The organism is Salinibacterium amurskyense, from assembly GCF_002797685.1.
Taxonomy (GTDB): domain Bacteria; phylum Actinomycetota; class Actinomycetes; order Actinomycetales; family Microbacteriaceae; genus Rhodoglobus; species Rhodoglobus amurskyensis.
The window spans coordinates 792,847-813,308 of record NZ_PGFH01000001.1; the positions used below are offsets into that span (position 1 = coordinate 792,847).

Here is a 20,462-nt window from a genome sequence, read left to right on the forward strand (position 1 = left end):
GTGTGCGCATGGCTACCAATAACTCAGACGGCTCCATCCCGCCGATCGCTTCGCCCGGCGGATCCTCCACGTCAGACGCTCCGCTGGCAAAGGCGACCCCTTCGGCCAAGAAGCCCGCCGCCAAGAAGTCGCCCGCTGCGAAGAAGCCGGCTGCGAAGGCTGCTCCTTCCGCGAGTGCCGCGAAGTCGACCGCAGCAAAGCCCGCAGCGACGGGCGCTCCTTCCAAGACCGCAGCAGCGAAGACACCCGCTGCCAAGTCGACAGCAGCTAAGCCTGCAGCAGCGAAGCCGGCGACGACAAAGGCCGCAACCACAAAATCCACAACGACGAAGGCGGCTGCCACGAAAGCGGCTGCCGCTAAAACGTCGGCTGCGAAGACGGCTGCCGCTAAGGCTGCTGCTGCCAACGACACGAGCGCAGCGGCTCCCACCGCCGTTCCCGCTGAGACCGCGGATGCTGCGACGACTCCGGCAGACGCTCCGGCCGCGCCGAGTGCGGCGACGAGCATTCCTCCTGTGCCCCCGGCACCGTCCGTTCCGCCCGCGACTGCACCTTCTGCCGATAACACCGCTGCCGAAGACGCGACAGCAGCGCCGGTTGCTCCCGAAGCAGCGCCAGCCGCAGCACCTTCCAACCCCTACGCTTCGACCAACGGAACTCCCGTTCCCGGCTATGCGAGCGGCCCTACTCCCGGCCAGGCGGCGTACAGTCCCGTGCCGGCAGGCCCGCCCAAGGGTTTGTCGATCGCTTCGATGGCAACGGGTATTTCGAGCGTCGTTCTCACGTTCATGGCGCTCGGCTTCTTGCCCGGTATCGCTGCAGTTGTCTTGGGTCACATGGCGCAGAAGAAGCAGCCCTACGCTCGTCCGCTCTGGCTCACCGGCCTCATCACCGGCTACATTGCCACCGCGCTTGGCTTGCTCACGATCGTTGGCTGGATCGTATTCTTCATCTTCTTGGCGAACGCTAGCTACGATGCGCCGTACTACGGGGGCTACTAAGCAGTAGCTGCTGAGGTCTCAGCAAACGTCGTGCGCTGTGCGAGCAGCGCGCGACGTTTGCCGCCCACCCGCGTAAGAATAAGCGTGGCGCTGTTCTCGCCCTTGAGTGAGAGAGACGTTCTGAAAGTCGCGGGGTCGATATCGACTCCGCGCTTTTTGATTTCTAGGGTCCCGATTTTGCGGCTAGCCAGTTCCTTTTTGAGCGAGCGCTTGTCGAGAGCGAAGTCGGCCACAATCTCAAAGCACGTGGCGAACGGGGTCGCGACTGCGGCATCCGCACTGAAATAGGCGATCGATGTGTCGAGCATGCGAGCGTTCAACTGACGAGCCAGATCACCGATGAGTCGCGCCCGGATGACAGAGCCGTCGGGTTCATAAAGATACTGTCCGAGTTCTCCCGCGGCTTCGTCTTCGCTGTCGGCAGCTGCCGTGAGCTCGGCGGTGCCGTGATCGCCGATTACGAGGGCGGCACGGCGGATGCCGGGGCGGGCTACCGTTCCGAACCAGAGTCCGAGCTCAACGACTTCGCGCCCGACCGATACCCACTGGGCTTCAGCATTGTCGGGGATGAGGTCGCGGTCGATGCCCGGACCGAGTTTGATGCCGGTGGGGTAGCGCTCAGCGAGGCCGAAGGCGAAGTCGAGCGAGGGGGTCCAGTCGGCGGGGTTGGTGAGGCGCACGCGGGCGTCGCGGCGAGCGGGGTCGAGGTAGATGCCGTCGATGCCGGCCAGATCGGCAGATTCGGCGTCGCCGTGCACGACTTGGGCGTTGTGCCACGGCGCGAGGTTGAACGCTGCAATGGCGGCGGTCGTCTCGTCGCGTTCGACGGCGGTGACGTTGAGGTCAAGGGCGGCGATGGCGAGCGCATCCGCTCCGATGCCGCAGCCGAGGTCGGCTACCCACTTCACTCCGGCCTTCGAGAAGCGGCCGGCGTGCTGGGCGGCGACGGAGAGTCGAGTTGCCTGTTCGAGCCCGGCCTCGGTGAAGAGCATCCGCTCGGCGAAGGGGCCGAACTTGCTCGCGGCTTTTGCGCGCAGTTTCGACTGGCTGAGAACAGCGGCGACGAGGCCGGGGCTGTGGCCGGCCTTGCGCAGCTCGGCGATGGTGCGCACGATCTCGTCGCTCGAATGCCAGGCTGGCAGCGAGTCCAAGAGGCGAAGCCCTTCGGTTGAAAGTAGCTCGCGCAATTCGCTCTGATTCATTCTCTAACCGTATCCGCATCCGAATTGGCACTCACGTTGATCGAGTGCCAACCAAGCCGTATAGTTGATCTGGCACTCCTACAGGGAGTGTGCCAGCCCAAGCACTTTAGAAAGAGGTCAAACGTGTCGGTGTCCATTAAGCCGCTCGAGGATCGCATTGTTATCAAGCAGGTTGACGCAGAACAGACCACCGCGTCTGGGCTCGTTATTCCTGACACTGCGAAAGAGAAGCCCCAGGAGGGCGAAGTAGTCGCCGTAGGTCCCGGTCGCATCGATGACAACGGAAACCGCGTGCCGCTCGACATCGCAGTCGGTGACAAGGTCATCTACTCCAAGTACGGCGGAACCGAGGTGAAGTACGGCGGAGAAGACCTTCTCGTACTCTCGGCTCGCGACGTTCTCGCAGTAGTCGTTCGCTAACGCGATACTCATTTCTCGTCCGCCGTTTACGGCAGGACAGTTCGAAAGCCCAGGGCCTCGGCTCTGGGCTTTCGTCGTATCCGGAGGCGTCGGGCGGCACGGCTCGTCAGCATTGCGGATGGCGCTGAGCGTTCGTCGTCAGCCCTAGGATTTAGAAGTGACTTCTCCTTCGCCCGCCACCGACCGTGTTTCTCCGAGCGGTCTGGGCTTTGCTGTCTCCGCGTATGTGCTGTGGGGCGCAATGCCGATCGTGTTCTTCTCCCTCAAGGAGTCGGGCGCGATTGAAATTGTGGCCTGGCGAATCGTGCTCTCGCTGGTGTTCTGCGCAATCTTGCTGGTGTTCACTCGCGGTTACCGTCGGGTTCTCGCCATCATCCGCGATCGTAAGACGTTCTGGACGCTCGGCTTGGGTGGCGCCTTCGTCGTTGTCAACTGGCTGATCTATGTGTACGCAAGCCTCAACGGTCACATTGTCGAGGCGTCACTGGGGTACTTCACGAACCCGATCGTCACGGTACTGCTTGGTGTCGTCATCCTGCGCGAACGCTTGCGTCCGCTGCAGTGGGTGGCGCTCGGCATCAGTGCGCTCGCAGTGCTGGTGCTATCGATTGGCTACGGCAGCTTCCCGTGGATTGCCCTCGGCCTCGCGTTCAGCTTCGGTTTCTACGGTCTCGTCAAGAAGAACGTCGGCCCTAAAGCGGATGCCATCGGCGGCTTGGCCGTCGAGACGGCATTCCTTGCGCCCATCGCGGTTGTTGTTCTGCTCGTGCTCTCGGCCGATGGGCAACTCGCTGCGGGCACCGCGGGAGCCGGCCACCTAACGTTGACGCTCTTTTTGGGTGCCATTACCGCGATCCCGCTGATTCTGTTCGCCGCCGCTGCTCGGCGACTGCCACTTACCTACATGGGGTTGGCCCAGTACTTGGCGCCGATTCTGCAGTTGATCGTCGCTGTCTTTATCTTTCATGAGGCCATGCCGCCCGAGCGTTGGTTGGGCTTTGCCATCGTGTGGCTGGCGCTGGCAATTCTCACGTTCGATCTCTTCCGTCACTCTTCGCGTACGCGGCTTGGTTCTGCCGCGGAGGCTCCTGGCGCCCCGTAGTATTCCTCTGACGGTGTGTGGTCGCCCGAGACCTGCACACTAAGAAAGGCGAGACAATGGCGAGGATTCAGCCGGCGAGACGTGTCATGGTCGCAGCGCTGGTAGTTGCCGCGCTCACAGCGTGCAGCGCCCCAGTCCCTCCTGCCGCTCCAACCGCGGCCGCCGATGCGGGGTCGACCCCGTCGGCAACGCCCACTCCCGCGGTGACGCCCACAGGCGATGGCATCCTGCGCATCGGCACTATCTTTCCGACATCGGGAACTTTCTCGTTCCTCGCGGCGGCCCAGAAAGCCGGGGTGGCCGCGGCAGTAAAAGAGATTAACGCTGCCGGTGGCGTCAACGATGAGCCTGTCGAAATCGTGGCGGTTGATTCCGGCGAAGCCAAAAAGACCACGCTGGAGTCGAACTTTAAGAAACTTGTCGCAGAAGACGTGGATGTCGTTATCGGCCCCTCATCGTCTGCTCTCGCGCAGCGGGCAATTCCTCTCGCGATGGATGCCAAGATTCCCTTGATTTCTCCCGCCGCCACGCTCTCGAGCCTCGACGATGTTTTCGACGACGGCTACTTCTTCCGTACGATTCCGGCCTACGATCAGCAGGGTTATGCACTGGCGTATACGCTCGCCGGCGGCGAGACGGCGCAGAAGATTGCCTTTGTCTATATCGCGGATGAGCAGGGCACTGCGCTGCACGACACTTTCGTTGCGGCGCTCGCCGAATATGACACGGAACTTGTCGCTGACGAAGTCTTCACGGCATCGACGACCAAGTTCGACCCGATCATTGCCAGTCTGAAAGAGGCTGCACCCGATGTCGTTGTCGTGGGTTCCACCTACGACTCAGAAAAGGCCACCAAGGCAGCCATCGAGAAGATTGTCGCTGCGGGGTTCACGAGTTCAGAGCTTTGGCTCACCTCGCTCAATACTGGCGATTATTCTCAAACGTTCAAGAACGGCACGCTTAAAGGAGTGCGCGGAGTGATCGAAGGCCACCAGCCTTCCAAGGCCTTCATCGCCACGCTCAAGTCCACCAACTCCAAGCTGACCAGTTACCGCTATGCGGCCGAAGCGTACGACGCCACGATGCTCGCGGTTCTTGCGGCAATTGTCGCTCAGGATGACGCGGGGGAGGCGATCGCAGGTTCGCTGTACGACGTCTCGAAGAGCGGCGTTAAGTGCCTGAGCTTTGCTGAGTGCCTTGAGGTTCTCAAGACCACCAACGACATTGACTACGACGGCGTCTCTGGCCCCGTGAACTTCACGCCTGGTGGCAACGTCGAGCCCGCTTTCTGGGGTTTTTACACGTACGACGGCGAGAATAAGTTCGTCTACAAGAGCGGTGCAATCTTCGGCTAATTCGAGTGCCGCCCGGATTGGGGTCACTCTTTTGGCTGCGGATTAGCTCTTCGGAGTTCGCTTTTTCAGGATTGGCCATTACCGTAACTATGCCGCTCTCTGTGTTGAGCGGTAGATAGGAGCGACTGTGATGACTTCCCTTCCCGTTGGAATTCCCGTGTCGCGCCGAGCCCGTCGTGGGTTCGCGACAGTTGCCGGCGTGCTCGCCGCCGTTCTCGTCATGAGCGGATGCTCGGTTGAAGAACCCGTTGAAGAGCGCCCTGCGCCCAAAGATTTGACCCTCACGATTGGTGCCCTCGTGCCCGAGTCGGGAGCCCTCGAGAAGTTCGGCCCGGCGGTGTCGGCAGCGATCGCGTTGGCTGCTCAAGACGTCAACGATGCCAACGCAAACCTCACTGTCAACGTGGAAACGCGTGACTCCGGAGACTCCAGTGACTCGACGGCAGAGGAAGCAGCAACGGAGCTGCTCGCTGCCCGCGCCACGGTGATCATTGGTGGTCTGTCGAATGGAATCTCTAAGAAAGTGATCGACACGATCACCGAGGCGGGAGTCGTCGAGATTTCCCCGGCCAACGATTCGCCCGACTTCTCGAACTATGACGACAACCAGCTGTACTGGCGCACGTCCCCGTCCTGTGCTCTGGAGGGTTCTGCCCTGGGTGCCGAGATGGCCGACCGCGTTGATGGGTCAATCGCCATCCTCTCTGAAGATGCACTCTGCGGCCCGCTTCTTCCCCGTGCAGTGAGCGAAACGTTCCTCCGCGGCGGTGGCGAGGTTATCTACCAAGAGAGCATCGACGAGAAAGCAACCGATCTCAACGACAAGATTGCCGCGGCCGTCGAAGCGAAGCCGGATGCCGTAGCCATTGTCGGGTCGAAGCAGGCGGAGAAGATTGCCAAGGCTTTCATCGCCGCCGGATACTCGGGCGACCAACTGTTCTTCACCGGGCTCTCGCTCGGCAAGCGCGGCTCAGGGTTTGCGGCCGACAGCCTCACGGGCTCCATCGTGACGCATCCGGGTCTCGATATAGAAACTATTTCGGACTTCACCGACCGGCTTTTGGAGATCAACCCGAGCCTCAAGGACTTTAGCTACGCCGCCGAGAGCTATGACGCGGTCATCCTCGCCAGTCTTGCTGCCTTGGCGTCCCAAAAGATCTCTGGCGAGGGCATCGCAAGCAAAATGCAAGAGGTCTCGGGTGGCAGTGGTGATGGTGAGGTTGCTCTCAACTTTGCGGATGCCGCGAAGATTGTGCTCGATGGCCGCACCGTAGATTACGACGGTGTTTCGGGGCCAATAACCCTCAGTGACAATGGTGACCCTCAGGGCGCCATCATTGGGATTTACCAGTACGGTAGCGACAACGTGTACACCCGTATTGGCTAAGTAAGACCTGCGTTTTCGAAAAGTCTACGAATGGTAACGATTCGAACAGTGTTACAAGGCTGTAGTACAGACGTATTGTGCAGACGTCACGGGTGGGCATAGCTTGACTGTGTGGTGACAACGCAGTGCCACATTTGATTCCTGAACACATTCGAAACGCAAGGAGCAACATGAGCGTATTCGCGAAGGCTACGGCCTCCCCATCACGGTCCAAGCGGACCCTGTTGAGCGGTCTCGCAATCGTCGGTGCAAGCGCACTGGTACTAGCTGGCTGTGCAACTGACGGCGGAGACACCTCCACCGGTTCCGAGGGCGGTGAGCTCTCCCTGAAGTTGGGAACGGCCCTTCCTGTCACCGGTAACCTCGCATTCCTCGGCCCGCCCGAGATCGCAGGAACCGAGTACGCCGCGTCAGAAATCAACGCTGCAGACGCCGGAATTCAGATCGAACTGATTCAGGGTGACTCGGGCGACACCGACAACAAGGCATACGAGACTGAGATCCCTCGCCTGCTTGGTGAAGACGTTTCCGCAATTCTTGGTGCAGCATCCTCGGGTGTTTCACTTCAGTTCATTGACCAGGTTGTTGGCGCTGGAGTTATCCAGTTCTCGCCGGCAAACACTTCGGCCGCATTCACGGAGTACGACGACAAGGGACTGTACTTCCGTACCGCTCCTTCCGACGTGCTTCAGGGTGAGGTTCTCGGTAACCTGATCGCTGCCGATGGTCACGAGACCCTCGGCATGATCGTTCTCAATGACTCCTACGGAACCGGTCTTGCCGGCTACACGCAGGAAGCATTCGAAGCAGCCGGTGGCGAAGTTGTTGCACAGCCCACCTACAACACCGGTGACACCACGTTCGATGCTCAGATCTCCGAAGTTCTTGCTGCGGACCCTGACGCCATCGCGCTGATCACCTTCGAAGAAGTGTCGACCATGCTCCCGAGCATCGTCAGCAGCTTCTCCGCAGAGAACCTCTACTTCGTAGACGGTAACCTCGCGAACTTCGGTGACGAATTCGCAGCTGGCACCCTCACCGGTGCCAAGGGAACCCTCCCCGGCCTGAGCGTAGACACGATTGCTGACTTCACGTCGGCACTCAACGAGTTCTACGTTGGTTCGGGACAGCCTGAGCTCGAAGAGTTCAGCTACGCAGCAGAGTCCTTCGACTCCGTAATCCTCCTTGCTCTCGCATCGCTCGCAGCCGGTTCCACCGACTCCGCAGCAATCGCTGAGAAGCTTCAGGAAGTATCGGGTGGTTCGGGCAACGGCGAGAAGTGCACCACTTTCGCTGACTGTGCAGAAATCATCAACGGTGGAGGCACCGCTGACTACGACGGCATCTCTGGTCCGATCACCTTCGATGAGCTCGGTGACCCCACCGAAGCAACGATCGGCGTCTACCAGTACGGTGAAGACAACACCTACAGCGCTTACTAAGCCTCACTGAGACTTAGCTTTCGCTAAGAGAAGGCCCCAACCCTCCCGGGTTGGGGCCTTTTTCGTGCGCTCACTTCCCGGCGCTACCCGGTTCTACGCGGCGCGTCCTTTGCGTGCCAGTTGGCGTGCGCGCAGCCCCGGCCCGCAATCGCAAGCTCGCGGCATGGAAGCGTGCAGTCCGCCGATCTATTGCGCGATCCGGTGCTGAAAGAGTTTCAGCGTCGTCAGCTGCTGCCTAAGGAACATGAAACGGCATCAAATAGCCCTGTAGGCGCCGCAGGCGTGCTCGGCGGGTTCGGGGACGATCCGGCGAGAACCGCCGCTCAGAACGGCGCTGAGCGCCTCGAGCACGCAAAAGACCCCACCCGGACGAATCCGGATGGGGTCTTTAGCGAAGCGAGTTGGCTAGGTGCCGAGGGTTCCGAGGTAGAGCCCGATGACCTTGGGGTCATTCAGCAACTCACGCCCGGTGCCTTCGTAGGCATCGTGGCCCTGGTCGAGAACATAACCGCGGTCACAGATTTGCAGGCAACGACGTGCGTTCTGCTCCACCATGATCGTGGTCACTCCCGCCTTGTTGATCTCCGATACCCGAATGAACGCCTCATCCTGCTTCACGGGCGAGAGTCCAGCAGACGGCTCGTCGAGAAGAAGAACGTGGGGGTCCATCATGAGTGCTCGAGACATCGCGACCATTTGGCGCTCACCGCCCGAGAGTGAACCCGCGCGCTGCTTGAGGCGCGACTTCAGCTCGGAGAAGATGCCGGTGACGAACTCAAGGCGCTCGTCGTAGATCTTCGGGTTCTGGTAAAGCCCCATCTGAAGGTTCTCTTCAATGGTCAGGCTCGGGAACACGTTGTTGTTTTGCGGAACAAAACCAACTCCGCGCGACACGAGCTTGTTTGCCTTGAGCCCAGTGATGTCGTCGCCGTTGAGGCTGATCGAACCGCCACGCACCTGAACCTGGCCGAAAATTGCCTTCAGCAGGGTCGACTTGCCAGCGCCGTTCGGTCCGATGATTCCGATGAGCTCACCGGGGTTGGCGACCAAGTTGCAGTCGTTCAGAATGTTCACGCCCGGGAGGTATCCCGCGGTGAGGTCCTTGACGTGGACTACCGCGTTCTCGGTGGGGATAGCGTTCACTTGCCAGTCTCCTTGCGCTTAGCGATGTTCGCGTCGAGTTCTTTTACCTCTTCAGCGAGATCAATCGCAGCCGTGTTGAGTTCGCCTTCGATGCGGCCAGTGACCACGCCGAGGTCGACATCCTGATGCGAACCGAGGTACGCATCGATGACGGCTTGATTTTTCATCACCTGATCCGGCGGACCTTCTGCCACGACCTGGCCCTCGGCCATCACGATCACCCAGTCGGCGATGTGACGCACCATGTGCATGTCGTGCTCAACGAAGAGCACTGTCATGCCCTCGTCTTTAAGGTCGAGGATGTGGTCGAGCAGCGACTGAGTCAACGCGGGGTTAACGCCGGCCATGGGCTCATCCAGCATCACCAGAGTGGGCTGGCTCATGAGGGCGCGAGCCATTTCGAGCAGCTTTCGCTGACCACCGGAAAGGCTGGCCGCGAAGTCAGACGACTTGGCATCGAGCTTGAACTTCTTGAGCAGAACGATCGCGCGCTCTTCGATCTCGGCTTCTTGCTTACGCCAGAGGCTCGGGATCATGCCGCGGAAAATGTTCTCCCCGATTTGATCCTTCGCGCCGAGTTTCATGTTCTCGAGCACCGTTAAGAGCCCGAGAGCCTTCGTGAGCTGGAACGTGCGCACCTGGCCAAGTCGTGCAACCTTGTGGGCACCCATTCCGGCGAGAGAGTGTCCGTCAAACGTCCACTTTCCGGCGTCGGGCTTGTCGAAGCCGGTCAACAGGTTGAACAGCGTCGTCTTTCCGGCACCGTTTGGACCAATCAACGCGGTGATCGCATTGCGAGGGATTTCGACGTGATCAACATTCACGGCGGTCAGACCGCCGAAGGTGCGACGGATGCCGTCGGCAATGATGATCGGATCGACCTTGGCAACTCCAGGAACGATGTCGCCCTTGTGGAGCCCCGTTGTTTTTTCGCGTTCCACCGGCGCAGCCGGTGAGTCTTTACTTGACAAAGGTCAGCTCCTTCTTGTTGCCGAGGATGCCCTGTGGTCGATAGATCACGAGCAACATCAGCGCCACACCCACAAGGATGAAACGCACCGTCTGCGACTGCGTCGTGGTCATGAACGGCAGTACACCGATGTTGACCAAGGCGGGAAGCAGGTTGCTCAGGAGGGTTTGAACGCCCCAGAAGATCACGGAACCGATGATCGGTCCGAAGATCGTGGCGGCTCCACCGAGCAGAAGTGCGGTGTAAACGAAGAACGTCAGCGACGTCACATACACACCGGGGTTTACCGAGGCGGGGAGGGCGTAAATGATTCCACCCATCGCTCCGAAGACACCACCGAGCATCAGCGACTGCAGCTTGTAGGAGAACACGTTCTTGCCGAGGGCGCGCACGGCGTCTTCGTCTTCACGGATTCCCTTGATGACGCGACCCCACGGGCTGCGCATGACAGCCCAGAGGATGAACGCTGCCAGAGCCAGCACGGCGATTCCGAAGATACGAACCCACCAGCCGTTGGCGTTGTACTCCCACGGACCGAAGCCGTAGGTGCCATCCGGAATGGGGTTGAACGAGCGGAAGCTCGCGTGGTAACCGCTAAGTCCATCGGCCGAGCCGGTGTACTTGTCAAAGGTTGTGGTCAGGAACAACAGACGCACAACTTCTGCAGCTGCAATGGTCACGATCGCCAGATAGTCGCCGCGCAAGCGCAAGGTAGGAATACCGAGGATGAGCGCGAAGACCAGCGAACCGCCGATTCCGACGAGCATGCCACCCCACCACGGGAAACCGAAGGTGAGGATCGAGATCGCGTAGCCATAGGCGCCGATTGCCATGAAGGCGGCCATACCCATGTTGAGCAAACCGGTGAAGCCGAAGTGCATGGCAAGACCGAGTGCCGCGAGGGCGTATCCGATCGTTGCCGGTGCAATCAGCGATGACCCGGTGTTGGAGAGAATTTGCAGAATATCCATGTGCGGCCCCTAACCTATTCTCTCTTTGCGACCCAGGATGCCCTGAGGTCTAAACAGCAGGATGACGATGAGTACGACGAGCGCGCCCACATACTTCAGGTCTGACGGAATGAAGAGACTCGAGGTCTCAACGAGCACGCCGACGATGATCGAGCCGACCAGTGCGCCGAATGCAGTTCCGAGTCCACCGAGGGTGACCGCGGCGAAGACGAGCAGCAGAATCTGCGCACCCATATCCCAGCGGATGCCCGGGCGGAAGTAGGCCCAGAGAACACCGGCGAGGCCGGCCATTGCTGCGGCGAGAATCCAGACAACGCGTACGACCTGGTCGACGTCGATGCCGGATGCTGCTGCGAGCGACGGGTTGTCGGAGACAGCTCGTGTGGCCTTGCCGATCTTGGTCTTGACCAACCACCACGCGAAGATCACGATGACGACGATGCTGACGACCATGCTGATCATGTTGGTCTGGCTGAGCGACACCGATCCGAAGAGCGGAATGTCGGGGGAGTCAGAGCCGGGCAGTTGCTCGGTTCCGCCACCGCGGAAGTATTGGAACGTGTAGCGCAGCGCCAGCGAAAGACCGATCGACACGATCATGAGCTGAACAATGCCGACGCCCTTCTTTCTCAGCGGTTTCCAGAGTCCGGCATCGAGTGTCCACCCGAAGCCGGCACTGAGGAGTACGGCAAGCGGTATCGCAATCCAGACGGGCCAACCGAGGTCGACCGACACTATGAGCGCCATCACCGCACCGAACGTCACCATTTCTGCGTGCGCAAAGTTGGAGAGCCCAGTGGTTCCGTAGACGAGGGAGATGCCGATGGCCGCAAGGCCGAGCATCAGTCCGAAGTTGACGCCGTTGACGATGCGCTCGACGAACTGGTCGAAGAAGCTCGTGACGTTGCGTTCACCGCGGCCGATAAAGAAGTTCATGACGGTCGAGCCACTCGGGCCGATCATCGCCTCTTTGACGTTCGGGGTATCATCCTCGCCGGTCTCATCAATCACCGCGATGCCGTCGGGCAGTGTTGATTCGTCGAGGGTGACGCTGAACTCGTCGCCGTCGGGCACGCCGACTTTCCAGCGACCGTCAGCATCAGTAGCAACTTCAACCTCGTAGCCGCCACCAGAGACGGTGAGTAGTACACCCTCTAGCGGCTCACTGTTGAGCTTGACGTTACCGATGATGCTGTTGTCGTATTCGTCGACATTTACTTCGTCAGCCATTGCAGGCATGGCCATCAGAGAGAAAGCAGCGGAAAGGGCAACTATGAGTGCTACAAGCACTCCTCGTCTATTTTTCCGTCGCGTGCGGCGATAATCCGCTGTGTTCACAGGACCTCCAGGAAGGGACCCAGCCGGACTCGAGAATCCCGCGGGTTCTGATGTGTCGACGGCATTGACGACACCGGCCGATTGCGGTCCGACACACAAATGCTTGTCGGGTACAAAGCGGTGAAGCCATTATGCGGGGGAATGTTCTGGCATGAAACCCGTTAATATTGATTGGCCGGAGATTTAACACAAGATCGCCGGTTTCGCACTCCGCCGTAAGGAAGATTTAACATGGAACAGCCAGACCCCTTCGGCTTCGTCGGCCTCACCTATGACGACGTAATGCTTTTGCCCGGGCACACCGACGTAATTCCAAGCGATGCTGACACCAGTTCACGTCTTACCCGCAGGATTCGGGTGTCTTCGCCACTAATTTCGTCTGCAATGGACACGGTGACCGAGGCTCGAATGGCGATCGCGATGGCCCGTAATGGTGGCCTTGGGGTGCTTCACCGCAACCTCTCAATCGACGATCAAGCCGCTTACGTCGACAAGGTCAAGCGCAGCGAATCCGGCATGATTACCAATCCGGTAACAACTACGCAACAAGCGACCGTTGCAGAGGTGGATGCCCTCTGTGGCCAGTTCCGCGTCTCCGGTTTGCCGGTCGTAGAAGAAGATGGCACGCTCGTCGGAATCATCACGAACCGCGACATGCGCTTCATCGAGCCGGAGGACATGGACTCGGTACTCGTGCGCGACGTCATGACCACGACCCCGCTCGTCACCGCTCCGGTCGGCATTGACCGCGAGGGTGCGATTGCCATCCTCAACAAGCACAAGATCGAGAAGCTCCCTCTCGTTGACGACGCTGGCAAGCTCAGTGGTCTCATCACGGTCAAAGACTTCGAGAAGACTGACCAGTACCCCAACGCCACCAAGGACGAAGAGGGCCGCCTGCGTGTAGGCGCTGCAATCGGATTCTTCGGCGACGCGTGGGAGCGCGCTGAGCGCTTGCGCGATGCGGGCGTTGACCTCATCGTTGTCGACACCGCCAACGGCGAATCCGCCGGCGTTATTGACATCGTTCGCCGTCTCAAGGCTGACTCCTCGTTTGACGCCATCGACATCATCGGCGGAAACGTCGCCACCCGCGCGGGAGCCCAGGCTCTAATCGACGCCGGTGTGGATGCCGTGAAGGTGGGCGTCGGCCCCGGCTCGATCTGCACGACCCGCGTCGTTGCCGGTGTCGGAGTACCGCAGGTGACCGCCGTGTACGAAGCGTCGCTCGCCGCACGCGAGGCCGGCATCCCGGTCATCGCTGACGGTGGACTCCAGTACTCCGGTGACATCGCCAAGGCCCTCGTTGCCGGCGCGGAGACTGTCATGCTCGGTTCGTTGCTTGCGGGAACCGATGAGAGCCCCGGCGACCTCATCTTCCTCAACGGCAAGCAGTTCAAGAGCTACCGCGGCATGGGTTCGCTTGGCGCAATGCAGACGCGCGGCAAGAAGACCTCGTACTCGCGCGACCGTTACTTCCAGGCCGACGTCCCCTCGGACGACCAGTTGATCCCCGAGGGCATCGAAGGTCAGGTTCCATACCGTGGCCCCGTTTCCACCGTCATGTACCAACTGCTCGGCGGCCTGCGCCAGTCGATGTTCTACACCGGCGCTCGCACGATCCAGGAGCTGCAGCAGAAGGGCAAGTTTGTGCGCATCACCGCCGCAGGCTTGAAAGAATCGCACCCCCACGACATCCAAATGGTTGTTGAGGCACCGAACTACCGTCGCTAATAACGGCACACTCGCTGGCGTTTATGCCCGCGAGTGAGCGGTTGAGACACGCAGAAGGCCTGCGGAGAGCACTAGCTTTCCGCAGGCCTTTGCTGTTTGTGCAGGGGGTGTGTGCTGCCTACGCGGAGACGTCGCGGCGGGTGAACACGAACCCGCCGATTACGAGTGCGAGGGCCGAGATGCCGAACAGGAGCCCGAGAGCGCCCGCGTCGGCGCCGTTGCTGAGCGGTGAGTTTCCGAAGGCCCAGTGGTAGGGCGACAGGGTGTGCAGCCACTCGACGTCAGCGCTCTGATTGCCGAGCGAATTGAGCACATAGCCGAGCAGCGAGATTCCGGCTGCTGCCGCGGAGGCGTAAGCGCGGCGACCCGTGGTGGCGCCGACGGCGAGGCCGAAGCTGGCCGCGAGTACTCCGAGTGCCAGGAGTGTGAGACATCCGCCAATCACGTTGATCGGTTCAAGCTCGATTCCCGACGAGTCGTTGAGCGCGAGAATCAGCAACGCAGAAACCGTCGCGAGCCAGACGAGACGAAGGATTACCCCGAGACTGCGCTCGACCATCACCTGCACTCGCGAGACTCCATGCGCGAGCGTGAGTTCGAGCGAGCCTGACTCTTCATCGCCAGCAATCGCTGCCGAGCTCCAGAGCGTCGCGGCGATCGTGAAGAGCACGAATCCGATCAAACCCAAGTAGGTAGCCTGCACATAACCGGCGCCGCTCGAGAGGTCTTCGAACCCGAGCGTGCTCGCGAGCCCCTCGGGCAGTGAGGCGATGATGTCGTCGAAGCCCGCGTTCTCACCCGAGAACGATGAGTAGAGCGGCACATAGAGGAAGATCGCGCCGGTGACTCCGGCGGTCCACCCCAGAAGCCCACGCCACGAGTCAGCAAGGTTGCGGCGGGTGAGCGGAAGGATGGTGCGGGGCGACTGGCTCATTTGTTTGCCTCTTTCGAGTAGAGGTCGATGACCGAGGATTCAAGGTCCTGCTCTTCGACCCGCAGATCGACTACGTGGAAGGGAGCAATCGCCTTGACGAGCGCATCGATGTGGCCCTCGACGGTGCCCGTGACCTGCACGACAGCGCCATCGGTCACGGTGAGGTGGTCAAGGTTCGGCAGTGCAGCCAGTGTTGATTGGATGCTCGCGGCCGAGGCATCCGCAAAGTCGACGAAGACGCGGCGCACAGCGCTGGCCCGCAGGCTCGCCACATCGCCGACCTTCACGATCACGCCGTTGCGTAGAACGGCGACCTTGTCGGCCGCATTCTGGATTTCGCTCAGCACGTGGGAGCTAAGGAACACGGTTTGGCCATTGTGTTGGGCTTCGCGCACCATGCTCAAGAACTCTTGCTGCACGAGGGGATCGAGCCCGCTGGTGGGTTCGTCGAGCACGAGAAGCTTCGGTTCGTGCATGAACGCTTGAACGAGGCCGAGCTTTTGTTTGTTGCCCTTGGAGAGTTTGCGCACGTGGCGACTGAGGTCGAGCCCCAGCCGTTCGGCGAGCTCATCGATGCGACCAGGAGCAACGGGGCCACTGATTTCGGCGTAGTGCTTGAGCAACGAGCGACCGGTCACGCGGCCTTCGAGAAGGAGTTCTCCGGGGAGAAAGCCGATCTCGCGGCGCAGCGCAGCACCGCCGCTGATGGGGGAGCGACCGAGAACGGTAGCGTCGCCCGAGGTGGGGCGGATGATGTCGAGCAGTAGCCGCATTGCGGTCGTCTTGCCGGCGCCGTTGGGGCCGATCATGCCGAACACGCTGCCCGTCTCGACGGCGAGATCCATGCCGTCGAGCGCAGTATGGCGGCCGTAGCGCTTCGTAAGCGCTCGGGTTTCTATAGCAAGAGTCATGAGGGAGGCTGGGGCCTCGTCCTTTCGTGGGGCAAATCAGAGGGAAGTGACTAGGGGGTGGGGATGTCGGCGGCCATCGCAGGCGGATCGGGATCTTGCACGTGCTGGCGCATGTCTGCGGCTTCGCGAGTGGCTTCGGCGACGGCTTCGCGAGTGGCGTCGAGGGTCGAGCTGTCGGTGTAAACACCGTGCGTGTAAATCTCGACAGCAGCGTTGCCCATACGACTCAGGCTGTCGAGGCTGAGTCGTGCGCTGTTCAGGCTGCGAGCGATGTGGCTCTGCAGGGTGAGCATCGACAGGCTGTGGGTCACGAGGAGCACCGCTCGCGCGTGTTCGTCGTTGCTGGGATGCACGGCTCCGCTTGCGACGCCCTGCTCGAGCATCTCGCGGGAGAGTTCGACGAAGCGATCGAAGAGGTGGGCTCCGGCATCCGAATCATCGGTGAAGAGGCGACCCAGGTAGCTAAGCCAGGGTTCGTAGGTGTCGAGGTCGGCGTACCACTCGCTCACGGCGGCGCTCACATCGCCTTCGCCCATGCCCGCTTTGCGGTGGGTGACTTCGTTGATGATGAAGTCGTCGCACGCTGTCTTGAGGTCTCGCATGCTGCCGAAGTGGTGGATGACGAGGCCGGCACTGACTCCGGCCTCGGCCGCGACGGCACGGGCGCTCGTCGCGGCGAAACCGTTGCGGCCGATAAGGCGAATCGCGGCATCGCGAATACGGGCTTTGGTGGTGGAGTCATCCGCACTTGAACGCATGTTTAACAAGCTAAACAGTTGTTCAGCAAATGTCAATGACGCACTGGTTCCGCCCCATCCCATGCGCGGTAGGCTGGAGTAGTGAATGATTTCGAGATTGGCCGTGCCAAGCGCGCTCGCCGCGTCTACTCCTTTGATGACATCGCTATTGTGCCCTCGCGCCGTACGCGTGACCCGCGCGATGTTTCTGTGAACTGGACGATTGACGCTTACACCTTCGACATCCCCGTTATCGCGGCTCCCATGGACTCCGTGGTCTCGCCCGCAACCGCAATTGCGATGGGTAAGCTCGGCGGTCTCGGCGTGCTCGACCTCGAAGGTCTCTGGACCCGCTACGAGAACCCCGAGCCCGTGCTCGAGGAGATCCGCTCGCTTCCCGCCGACCAGGCGACTGCGCGTATGCAAGAGCTGTACGCCGAGCCGATCAAGCCGGCGCTCGTCACGCAGCGTCTCGCTGAGATTCGCGAAGCCGGAGTACCCGTTGCCGGAGCGCTCAGTCCGCAGCGCACGAAAGAACTCCACCAGACCGTTGTGGATGCCGGAGTCGACCTGTTCGTCATCCGCGGCACGACCGTCAGCGCTGAGCACGTCTCCAAGACGAGCGAACCCCTCAACCTCAAGGAGTTCATCTACGAACTCGATGTTCCCGTGATCGTGGGAGGCGCCGCAACGTACACCGCGGCGCTGCACCTCATGCGCACTGGAGCAGCCGGTGTGCTCGTAGGCTTCGGCGGCGGTGCCTCGAGCACTACTCGCACTGCCCTCGGCATCCACGCTCCCATGGCAACAGCAGTGGCGGATGTCGCCGGCGCTCGCCGTGACTACATGGACGAGTCGGGCGGCCGTTACGTTCACGTCATCGCTGATGGCGGACTCGGAACGAGCGGTGACATCGTCAAGGCCATCGCGGTCGGTGCTGACGCCGTCATGCTGGGTAGCGCGCTTGCCCGCGCTACGGATGCTCCTGGTGGCGGTTACCACTGGGGTCAAGAAGCTCACCACTCCGAGTTGCCTCGCGGCAACCGGGTTGAGGTCGGGCAGCTTGCTCCTCTCGCCGAGATTCTCAACGGACCGTCATCTCACCCCAACGGTCAGTCGAACCTCGTCGGTGCACTTCGCCGCTCGATGGCGACGACCGGATACTCCGATCTCAAAGAATTCCAACGGGTCGACGTGGTTGTCGCTCCGTACAACACGCTGTAGCTGATACCGCGCGCTGAGCACACGCTCACCGCCAGACGCTGGAGGAAAAACAATGGTCAAGTCCCGATCGATTGCCCCGACAGCACCGCTGAGTGCCGAACAGCGCGCGGCCGCAATTGCTGCGCTGCGCGAAACAGAGCTTGACGTTCTGGTGATCGGTGGCGGCATTGTTGGTACCGGAAGCGCTCTGGATGCCGCGACGCGCGGCCTGAGCGTCGGCATGGTTGAGGCGCGTGACTGGGCCTCGGGTACGTCGAGCCGTTCCTCGAAGCTCGTGCACGGCGGCATCCGCTATCTGGAACAGCTCGATTTTCGGCTTGTGCGAGAAGCGCTGAAAGAGCGCGGCTTGCTGCTGCAGCGCCTGGCGCCGCATCTTGTGCGCCCCGTGCGGTTCCTCTATCCGGTGACCAAGCCAGTGTTCGAACGCCTATATATCGGCGCGGGAATGTTGCTCTATGACCTCTTGAGCTACACGGGCGGACGACCTCCCGGAGTGCCTCACCACCGTCATTTGACGCGCACGCAAATGCTGCGTGCAGCGCCGAGCCTTCGGGGCGACGCGTTCCGCGGTGGCCTCACCTACTACGACGCTCAAGTGGATGACGCTCGTTACGTGTCGACGCTCGCACGCACGGCGAGCCACTATGGGGCTCACGTGGCATCGCGCGTTCAGGTCGAAGACTTCATCAAAGTGGGGGAGCGCGTTGTCGGCGTGATGGCCCATGACCGGGAGACCGGCGAGCGTTTTGAGATTCGCGCCAAGCAGGTCGTGAACGCGACCGGAGTGTGGACCGACGACACTCAAGCGATGGTGGGCGAGCGCGGCCAGTTCAAGGTTCGTGCCTCCAAAGGCGTTCACCTCGTGGTGCCGCGCGACCGTTTCCAGTCGAAGCTCGGGCTCTTGTTGCGCACCGAGAAGAGCGTGCTGTTTGTGATTCCGTGGGGCCGGCACTGGCTGATCGGCACGACCGATACTGACTGGGATCTCGACAAAGCGCATCCCGCAGCCACAGCGGCGGACATCGACTATTTGCTCGAACACGTCAATAAAGTGCTGGCGGTGCCGCTGACGCGCGACGACGTCGAAGGCGTCTATGCCGGGCTTCGGCCGCTACTGGCGGGGGAGTCTGACCTCACCTCTAAGCTCAGTCGCGAACACATCGTAGCCCACACCGTTCCCGGCCTCGTGGTCGTCGCTGGCGGCAAGTGGACGACGTACCGCATCATGGCGAAGGATGCCGTGGATGCCGCCGTCGATGCGCTCGACGGCAAAATTTCTGCGAGCATCACCGAGGACGTCGCGCTGCTCGGCGCGGAAGGGTACAAGGCCGCGTGGAACAAGCGCTCGGCGCTCGCCCGTACCTATGGCGTGCACAAGTCGCGCGTCGAACACCTTCTGAACCGCTACGGAGTGCTTGCGACCGAGGTGCTCGATCTCGTGCGCGAGAAGCCCGCGCTAGCGGAAACGCTGCCCGGTGCCGATGACTACATTGCGGCCGAAGTCGTCTACGGGGCCACTGCCGAGGGGGCACTTCATCTCGATGATGTACTGGCCCGCCGCACTCGTATATCGATTGAGGCATGGGATCGAGGCGTCTCTGCCGCGCCCGTCGCCGCGAAGCTGATGGCGGATGTTTTGGGTTGGGATGCCGCCCGTACCACCACCGAAGTCGAACGCTACCTGCAGCGTGTTGATGCCGAACTCGCGAGCCAACTGGAGCCTGACGATGAGTCGGCTGACAGGGTTCGCCTCGCAGCACCAGATATCGTTAGCGAGTGAGTACGAGCCCTTCCCCCCTGACTGACCCGGCTTCTGACACCGCACCGGCCACGATGTGGCAGATTGCCCGTCGGCCGCGCTGGATCGGCGCGCTCATCCTGGCTCTCGCCATCGCAGCGAGCTTTGCGGCTCTCGGGCAGTGGCAGCTCAGCCGCAGCCTCGAAGGTGGCGAGATCACCGAGCAGCAGAGCGAGACAATCGTGGCGCTCGATTCCGTCGCCACGGCTCAGGCTCCGCTCTCGTATCTGACGACCGGTCAAGCGGTGACATTTGAGGCCGAGCTGATTGCCGGTGACTACATCGTGCTCTCCGACCGCAACAACGATGTTGAAGGGCGCGGCTACTGGGTCGTGGGCCACGCCGTTGAGCCGAGCGGTGCCAGTGTGGCGGTTGCGCTCGGCTGGGCTGCGACATCGGATGCCGCGGCATCCGCTATTTCACAGCTTCAGGCTTCGCCACTCGCCGCCACCATCACGGGTCGCCTGCTGCCGACGGAGTCGCCGCAACAGTCCGACTTCGAGCAGGGGCAGCGCAGCGCTCTTGCCGTCTCCGAACTCGTGAACCTGTGGTCCGAGGTGCCCGCCGGAACCTACGGCGGCTACGTGGTTAGTTTCGAAGCCCCGGCTGGGCTCGAAGCAATCGATTCCCCGCCGCCGTCGACCGAAGTCTCACTCAACTTGCTCAACGTGTTCTACGCCGTGGAGTGGGTCGTGTTCGCCGGCTTTGCCGTCTTCCTCTGGTGCCGCCTCGTGCGGGATGTGTGGGAAGAAGAGCGCGAAGTTTCGACCCCTGACCCGGCCGTAGACTAGAA

The 20,462-nt window shown here is 61.3% G+C and carries 18 protein-coding genes; 10 read left to right on the forward strand and 8 right to left on the reverse strand.

Annotated elements, in window-relative coordinates; translation table 11 throughout:
* The first annotated feature begins 8 nt into the window (after positions 1-8).
* Complete coding sequence (locus CLV85_RS13325; protein ID WP_147433343.1) at positions 9-1,001, forward strand: DUF4190 domain-containing protein; 993 nt, start codon at positions 9-11, stop codon at positions 999-1,001.
* Here CLV85_RS13325 and CLV85_RS03730 read toward each other — a convergent pair.
* Positions 998-2,203 (reverse strand): class I SAM-dependent methyltransferase, encoded by a 1,206-nt coding sequence (locus tag CLV85_RS03730; protein WP_100388241.1) that lies wholly within the window; start codon positions 2,201-2,203, stop codon positions 998-1,000. The two genes, CLV85_RS13325 and CLV85_RS03730, sit on opposite strands and share 4 nt — an antisense overlap.
* A gap of 123 nt (positions 2,204-2,326) precedes the next feature.
* Between CLV85_RS03730 and groES the strand changes: the two genes are divergently transcribed.
* The 5 genes from groES to CLV85_RS03755 all read left to right on the forward strand — a co-directional run bounded on the left by groES (position 2,327) and on the right by CLV85_RS03755 (position 7,909).
* A complete protein-coding gene (groES, locus tag CLV85_RS03735; protein WP_100388242.1) occupies positions 2,327-2,623 on the forward strand; it encodes a co-chaperone GroES in 297 nt (98 codons plus the stop codon).
* A gap of 157 nt (positions 2,624-2,780) precedes the next feature.
* The gene (rarD, locus tag CLV85_RS03740) at positions 2,781-3,725 is read left to right on the forward strand and encodes an EamA family transporter RarD (protein WP_100388243.1); all 945 of its coding nucleotides are present in this window, start codon (positions 2,781-2,783) and stop codon (positions 3,723-3,725) included.
* A gap of 56 nt (positions 3,726-3,781) precedes the next feature.
* A complete protein-coding gene (locus tag CLV85_RS03745; RefSeq protein WP_100388244.1) occupies positions 3,782-5,080 on the forward strand; it encodes an ABC transporter substrate-binding protein in 1,299 nt (432 codons plus the stop codon).
* A gap of 130 nt (positions 5,081-5,210) precedes the next feature.
* The gene (locus CLV85_RS03750; protein WP_100388245.1) at positions 5,211-6,467 is read left to right on the forward strand and encodes an ABC transporter substrate-binding protein; all 1,257 of its coding nucleotides are present in this window, start codon (positions 5,211-5,213) and stop codon (positions 6,465-6,467) included.
* A gap of 170 nt (positions 6,468-6,637) precedes the next feature.
* Positions 6,638-7,909 carry an ABC transporter substrate-binding protein gene (locus CLV85_RS03755; RefSeq protein WP_100388246.1) on the forward strand — a complete coding sequence of 424 codons (1,272 nt, stop codon included), beginning with the start codon at positions 6,638-6,640 and terminating at the stop codon, positions 7,907-7,909.
* 405 nt (positions 7,910-8,314) lie between these two features.
* Here the strand turns inward: CLV85_RS03755 and CLV85_RS03760 are convergent, their stop codons facing one another.
* The 4 genes from CLV85_RS03760 to CLV85_RS03775 are packed head-to-tail and all read right to left on the reverse strand — an operon-like array spanning position 8,315 to position 12,283.
* Entirely contained in the window at positions 8,315-9,052 is a 738-nt protein-coding gene (locus CLV85_RS03760; RefSeq protein WP_100388247.1) for an ABC transporter ATP-binding protein, read from the reverse strand.
* The gene (locus CLV85_RS03765) at positions 9,049-10,023 is read right to left on the reverse strand and encodes an ABC transporter ATP-binding protein (protein ID WP_100388248.1); all 975 of its coding nucleotides are present in this window, start codon (positions 10,021-10,023) and stop codon (positions 9,049-9,051) included. The genes CLV85_RS03760 and CLV85_RS03765 overlap by 4 nt, the downstream gene beginning before the upstream one ends.
* Positions 10,013-10,993, reverse strand: a complete 981-nt coding sequence (locus tag CLV85_RS03770) for a branched-chain amino acid ABC transporter permease (protein ID WP_100388249.1) — start codon at positions 10,991-10,993, stop codon at positions 10,013-10,015. Before CLV85_RS03770 ends, CLV85_RS03765 begins: the two co-directional genes overlap by 11 nt.
* Before the next feature lie 9 nt (positions 10,994-11,002).
* Complete coding sequence (locus CLV85_RS03775; RefSeq protein WP_100388250.1) at positions 11,003-12,283, reverse strand: branched-chain amino acid ABC transporter permease; 1,281 nt, start codon at positions 12,281-12,283, stop codon at positions 11,003-11,005.
* A gap of 279 nt (positions 12,284-12,562) precedes the next feature.
* Here CLV85_RS03775 and guaB point away from each other — a divergent pair, with 279 nt between their 5' ends.
* Complete coding sequence (gene guaB, locus CLV85_RS03780) at positions 12,563-14,065, forward strand: IMP dehydrogenase (protein ID WP_100388251.1); 1,503 nt, start codon at positions 12,563-12,565, stop codon at positions 14,063-14,065.
* A gap of 118 nt (positions 14,066-14,183) precedes the next feature.
* Here the strand turns inward: guaB and CLV85_RS03785 are convergent, their stop codons facing one another.
* Genes CLV85_RS03785 through CLV85_RS03795 form a run of 3 tightly spaced genes read right to left on the reverse strand, consistent with a single transcriptional unit; the run spans position 14,184 to position 16,668 of the window.
* A complete protein-coding gene (locus tag CLV85_RS03785; protein ID WP_100388252.1) occupies positions 14,184-14,999 on the reverse strand; it encodes an ABC transporter permease subunit in 816 nt (271 codons plus the stop codon).
* On the reverse strand, positions 14,996-15,910 hold the full coding sequence (locus CLV85_RS03790; RefSeq protein ID WP_100388253.1) for an ABC transporter ATP-binding protein: 915 nt from the start codon (positions 15,908-15,910) through the stop codon (positions 14,996-14,998). Before CLV85_RS03790 ends, CLV85_RS03785 begins: the two co-directional genes overlap by 4 nt.
* Positions 15,911-15,960: 50 nt before the next feature.
* Positions 15,961-16,668 carry a TetR/AcrR family transcriptional regulator gene (locus CLV85_RS03795; protein WP_100388254.1) on the reverse strand — a complete coding sequence of 236 codons (708 nt, stop codon included), beginning with the start codon at positions 16,666-16,668 and terminating at the stop codon, positions 15,961-15,963.
* An 81-nt stretch (positions 16,669-16,749) separates the two neighbouring features.
* Between CLV85_RS03795 and CLV85_RS03800 the strand changes: the two genes are divergently transcribed.
* From CLV85_RS03800 to CLV85_RS03810, 3 genes are read left to right on the forward strand one after another with little or no spacing between them, the layout of a single operon-like run.
* A complete protein-coding gene (locus CLV85_RS03800) occupies positions 16,750-17,871 on the forward strand; it encodes a GuaB3 family IMP dehydrogenase-related protein (protein ID WP_100388255.1) in 1,122 nt (373 codons plus the stop codon).
* Between the two features lie 52 nt (positions 17,872-17,923).
* A complete protein-coding gene (locus tag CLV85_RS03805; RefSeq protein ID WP_100388256.1) occupies positions 17,924-19,651 on the forward strand; it encodes a glycerol-3-phosphate dehydrogenase/oxidase in 1,728 nt (575 codons plus the stop codon).
* Complete coding sequence (locus tag CLV85_RS03810) at positions 19,648-20,460, forward strand: SURF1 family cytochrome oxidase biogenesis protein (RefSeq protein ID WP_229820331.1); 813 nt, start codon at positions 19,648-19,650, stop codon at positions 20,458-20,460. The genes CLV85_RS03805 and CLV85_RS03810 overlap by 4 nt, the downstream gene beginning before the upstream one ends.
* Positions 20,461-20,462 lie beyond the last annotated feature (2 nt).